We start from the raw sequence: 4,346 nt of genomic DNA, 5'->3' as shown, positions 1-4,346 counted from the left end.
AAGATAAAAAGTAAAAATTACAATCTGTCTTTTAAAGAAAAGTGGGAGAAAAACCAAAAAAAATTAGGAGGAAAAACGTAATGGCAGTAATTACAATGAAACAATTATTAGAAGTAGGAGCACATTTTGGACATCAGGCAAAAAGATGGAACCCTAAAATGAAACCTTACATTTTTACAGAAAGAAATGGAATCCATATTTTGGATTTACACCAAACTTTAGGAGCAACTGAAGCAGCTTACGAATTTGTAAGACAAATCTCTGAAGAAGGTGGAAAAGTATTATTCGTAGGAACTAAAAAACAAGCTCAGGAAGCAGTTAAGGAAGAAGCTGAAAGAGCTGGAGGATTCTATGTAAACCACAGATGGTTAGGTGGTCTTTTAACTAACTTGGAAACAATCAAAAAAAGAGTAAAAAGATTAAAAGAACTTGAAGAAATGGATGCAGATGGAACTTTAGACGAAGCATACACTAAAAAAGAAGCTGGATTATTAAGAAAAGAAATGGCAAAACTTTCTAAAAATATTGGTGGAATTAAAGATATGAACACTTTACCAGCAGCATTGTTCGTAGTTGACATCAAAAAAGAATTCTTAGCATTAGAAGAAGCTAAAAAATTAGGAATTCCTGTAATCGCATTAATCGATACAAACGTAGATCCTGATTTAGTAACTTACAAAATTCCAGCAAATGATGATGCTATAAGATCAGTAAAATTATTTGCACAAGTTATTGCAAATGCTGCAATTGAAGGAAACGGTGGAATTGAAAATGTTGTTGAAGGAGCAGAAGTAGAAGTTCCTGCAAACGAAGAAATCGTTGAAGAAGTGGCAGAAGAAGTTATTGAAGAAACTACAGAAGCATAATTTGAAATATAATTTAAAAAATCAAATAAAACAATAGGGGAATAAAACCATTCCCCTGTTCTTGTAAAATAGCAATTAAAAAAATAAGAAAATAAACTCATACTTCTATTAGCTGAACTAAAAATAAAAAGAAATGGTGAGAAATTATGAAAAAATTTTTAATCGGATTATTTTTGGTAGCAAGTTTAAGTGTTTTGGGTGCAAAAAGTCAGAAAAAAACTACAAGCACTTCAAATTATACGGCAAATATAAATAACCAGTATTTTGCAGTAGACGGAAGCCTTATGAATATGTATTCAAAAGAAAAAACTGAATTTAAAAATAAATACATGGCTTTAACTCAAAAAAGAGATAAGAAAAATTTGATTGCATTATTAAAAGAATATGTTAAAAAATATCCAAATGATGCTTACGCTTATGAGGAGATAGGAACTGATTATGACATATTAGGTAATCCAAAAGAGGCAGAAAAGTATTATTTAAAAGCAATTGAATTAGGAGATGACGACACAGGAGCGTACTCCCTTGCTTTATTATATAGTGATGAAGACTCTCTAAAATCATTAAATTTAACTGCTAAAGAGAAAAATGAAAAAAAGAATATAGTAGACAAATATGAAAAGCAACTATCGGATGCTGGTTTTACACATGACAAACTTAAAGAACTTAGAGAACACAAACAAATGGCATTAATTGGTAATGCATACTCAATATACCGATTAGCAATCCATTATTATGGTACTAAAAATTATAAGACAGCAGAGAAATATGCAAAGGACTTTTTAGAATTTGATAATAAAAATCCAGAAATTTTGAATATACTAAAAAATGTTTCAAAGTAGTTTTTTGAATGATAAATTAATTACTAAGCAAAATAAATAAAAAATTAAAAATATAGGAGGGAAATAAAGTGGCAATTACAACAGCACTTATTAAAGAATTAAGAGAAAGAACAGGAGCAGGAATGCTTGACTGTAAAAAAGCTTTACAAGAAAATGATGGAGATATTGAAAAAGCAATTGACTGGTTAAGAGAAAAAGGAATTGCTAAGGCAGCTAAAAAATCTGGAAGAGTTGCAGCGGAAGGATTGGTATTTGCAGCAATTTCTGAAGATAGAAAAAAAGGTGCTATCTTAGAATTCAACTCTGAAACTGACTTCGTTGCTAAAAATGATGAATTCAAATCTTTTGGAGAAAAATTGGTAGGATTGACTTTAAGCCATGACTTGACAAGCGAAGATGAATTAAAAGCATTTGAACTTGAAGGAAAAACTGTTGAAACTCATTTGACAGAATTAATCGCTAAAATTGGTGAAAATATGAATATTAGAAGATTAAAAGTTGTTTCAACTGACGGGTTTATCGAAACTTATATTCACTTAGGTGGAAAAATTGGTGTATTATTAAATGTTAATGGAGAAGCTACTCCTGAAAATATTGAAAAAGCAAAAGGTGTTGCAATGCACATTGCAGCAATGGATCCAAAATATTTAGATAAATCACAAGTTACAGCTGATGATTTGGAAAGAGAAAAAGAAATTGCAAGACATCAGTTAGAATCAGAAGGAAAACCAGCTAATATCATTGAAAAAATATTGGATGGAAAAATGAGAAAATTCTACGAAGAAAACTGCTTAGTACAACAAAAATATGTTAGAGATGACAGTGTTACTATCGAACAATTTATTGCCCCAAGTACAATAAATTCATTTGACAGATTTAAAGTTGGAGAAGGAATCGAAAAAGAAGAAGTAGATTTCGCTGCTGAAGTAGCTGCACAAATTTCTGGAAATTAATTATAAGGGGAATTATCCCCTTATTTTTTCGTAAATTTTTAAACGGAGGTTATTATAACCTATATAAAATTCATGGAGGCTCCTATAATGCTTAAATATAAAAGAATATTATTAAAACTAAGTGGAGAAGCACTTGCAGGGAACAAAGAATTTGGTTTTTCAAATGAAGTGCTTGAAAGTTTTGCAAAACAGATAAAGGATGTGCATGAAAAAGGTGTGCAAATTGCTATCGTTATTGGTGGTGGAAATATTTTTCGTGGAATAAGTGGGATGGAAAAAGGCTTTGACAGAGTGACTGGAGATACAATGGGAATGCTTGCAACAATCATGAATGGACTTGCACTGCAAAATGCAATTGAAAGCATAGGAGTACCAACAAGAGTTATGACAGCGCTTCAAATGCCGCAAGTAGCCGAGCTTTATATTAGACGTAAAGCAATAAGACATCTGGAAAAAGGAAGAGTTGTTATTTTTGCAGGTGGAACAAGCAATCCTTATTTTACGACAGATTCTTCGGGAGCATTGAGAGCTGTGGAAATTCAGGCAGATGTACTTGCCAAAGGGACAAAAGTTGATGGAATTTATGACAAAGATCCGATGAAGTTTGATGATGCTGTAAGATATGATACAGTAACTTTTGATGAAGCTATTTCAAAAAATCTTGGAGTAATGGATACGGCAGCACTTTCATTATGTAGGGAAAATCAAATGCCAATTGTGGTATTTAACGCCTTAGAAGAGGGGAACATCTTAAAAATGGCTCAAGGTGATAATATAGGAACAACTGTAAAAAAATAATTGATATAAAATAAAAAAACAAAATATTTTAATAAAAAATAAAAAGGTGGTAAGAATGTTAGATGCAATTTTAAAAGAAGCTGAAGAAAAAATGCAAAAATCTTTAGAAAACACAAAAGATAAATTTTCTCACGTAAGAGCAGGACGTGCAAGCGTTTCTATGCTTGATGGAGTAACAGTAGAAGCTTATGGTGCTCAAACTCCCCTTAATCAAGTTGGAACAGTTTCAGCTCCAGAAGCTAGATTATTAGTAATTGATCCTTGGGATAAATCATTAATTCCAGTAATTGAAAAAACTATTTTACAGGCAAATCTAGGATTTAATCCATCAAATGATGGTAAAGTTATTAGGCTTGTTGTGCCAGAACTTACAGAAGATCGTAGAAAAGAATATGTAAAAATGGTAAAAAAAGAAGCTGAAGAAGGAAAAGTTGCAATCAGAAACGTAAGAAAAGACGTAAATAATAAACTTAGAAAACTTGAAAAAGACAGCGAAATTACAGAAGATGAACTAAAATCAAGTGAAGAAAAAGTACAAAAATCAACAGATAAATATATCGCACAAGTTGATGATGCTTTGAGCAAAAAAGAAAAAGAATTATTAACAGTTTAATGTTTTGGATAAAATTTAGAAATGAAATAAAAATAGGGAATTATTCTAGTTTTGGTAGAATTAGAATAGTTCTCTTTTTACATTTTTTATGCTTTAATTAATACTGTTTTCCATTTAAATAGTAGAAATCAGAAAATTAATGGAATTAAAGATTTTTGACAAGACTGTACTGTTTACAATCGTTGTACTTATAAAATATTCTTTAATTAAAATTAATCATTAAGTATTCATATAAGGGATTTTTATTTGGGGTTTGAAAAACTGCTTGTTATTA

5 protein-coding genes are annotated in these 4,346 nt (G+C 30.6%); all 5 read left to right on the top strand.

Annotated features, from left to right (window positions below; translation table 11 throughout):
* Window positions 1-80 precede the first annotated feature (80 nt).
* The 5 genes from rpsB to frr all read left to right on the top strand — a co-directional run bounded on the left by rpsB (window position 81) and on the right by frr (window position 4,072).
* Entirely contained in the window at window positions 81-866 is a 786-nt protein-coding gene (gene rpsB, locus Q0370_RS04030) for a 30S ribosomal protein S2 (protein ID WP_299572460.1), read from the top strand.
* 146 nt (window positions 867-1,012) lie between these two features.
* A complete protein-coding gene (locus Q0370_RS04025; protein WP_299572458.1) occupies window positions 1,013-1,708 on the top strand; it encodes a hypothetical protein in 696 nt (231 codons plus the stop codon).
* 68 nt (window positions 1,709-1,776) lie between these two features.
* Complete coding sequence (tsf, locus tag Q0370_RS04020) at window positions 1,777-2,661, top strand: translation elongation factor Ts (protein WP_021744241.1); 885 nt, start codon at window positions 1,777-1,779, stop codon at window positions 2,659-2,661.
* Between the two features lie 87 nt (window positions 2,662-2,748).
* The gene (pyrH, locus tag Q0370_RS04015; RefSeq protein ID WP_147005068.1) at window positions 2,749-3,459 is read left to right on the top strand and encodes a UMP kinase; all 711 of its coding nucleotides are present in this window, start codon (window positions 2,749-2,751) and stop codon (window positions 3,457-3,459) included.
* Between the two features lie 55 nt (window positions 3,460-3,514).
* Window positions 3,515-4,072, top strand: coding sequence for a ribosome recycling factor (gene frr, locus Q0370_RS04010; RefSeq protein WP_299572446.1), 558 nt, complete (start codon window positions 3,515-3,517; stop codon window positions 4,070-4,072).
* Window positions 4,073-4,346: the final 274 nt, after the last annotated feature.

It is taken from the genome of uncultured Leptotrichia sp. (genome assembly GCF_938036635.1).
GTDB classification, from domain to species: Bacteria; Fusobacteriota; Fusobacteriia; order Fusobacteriales; family Leptotrichiaceae; genus Leptotrichia; species Leptotrichia hongkongensis.
This window is presented reverse-complemented; position numbering and strand designations above follow the sequence as displayed.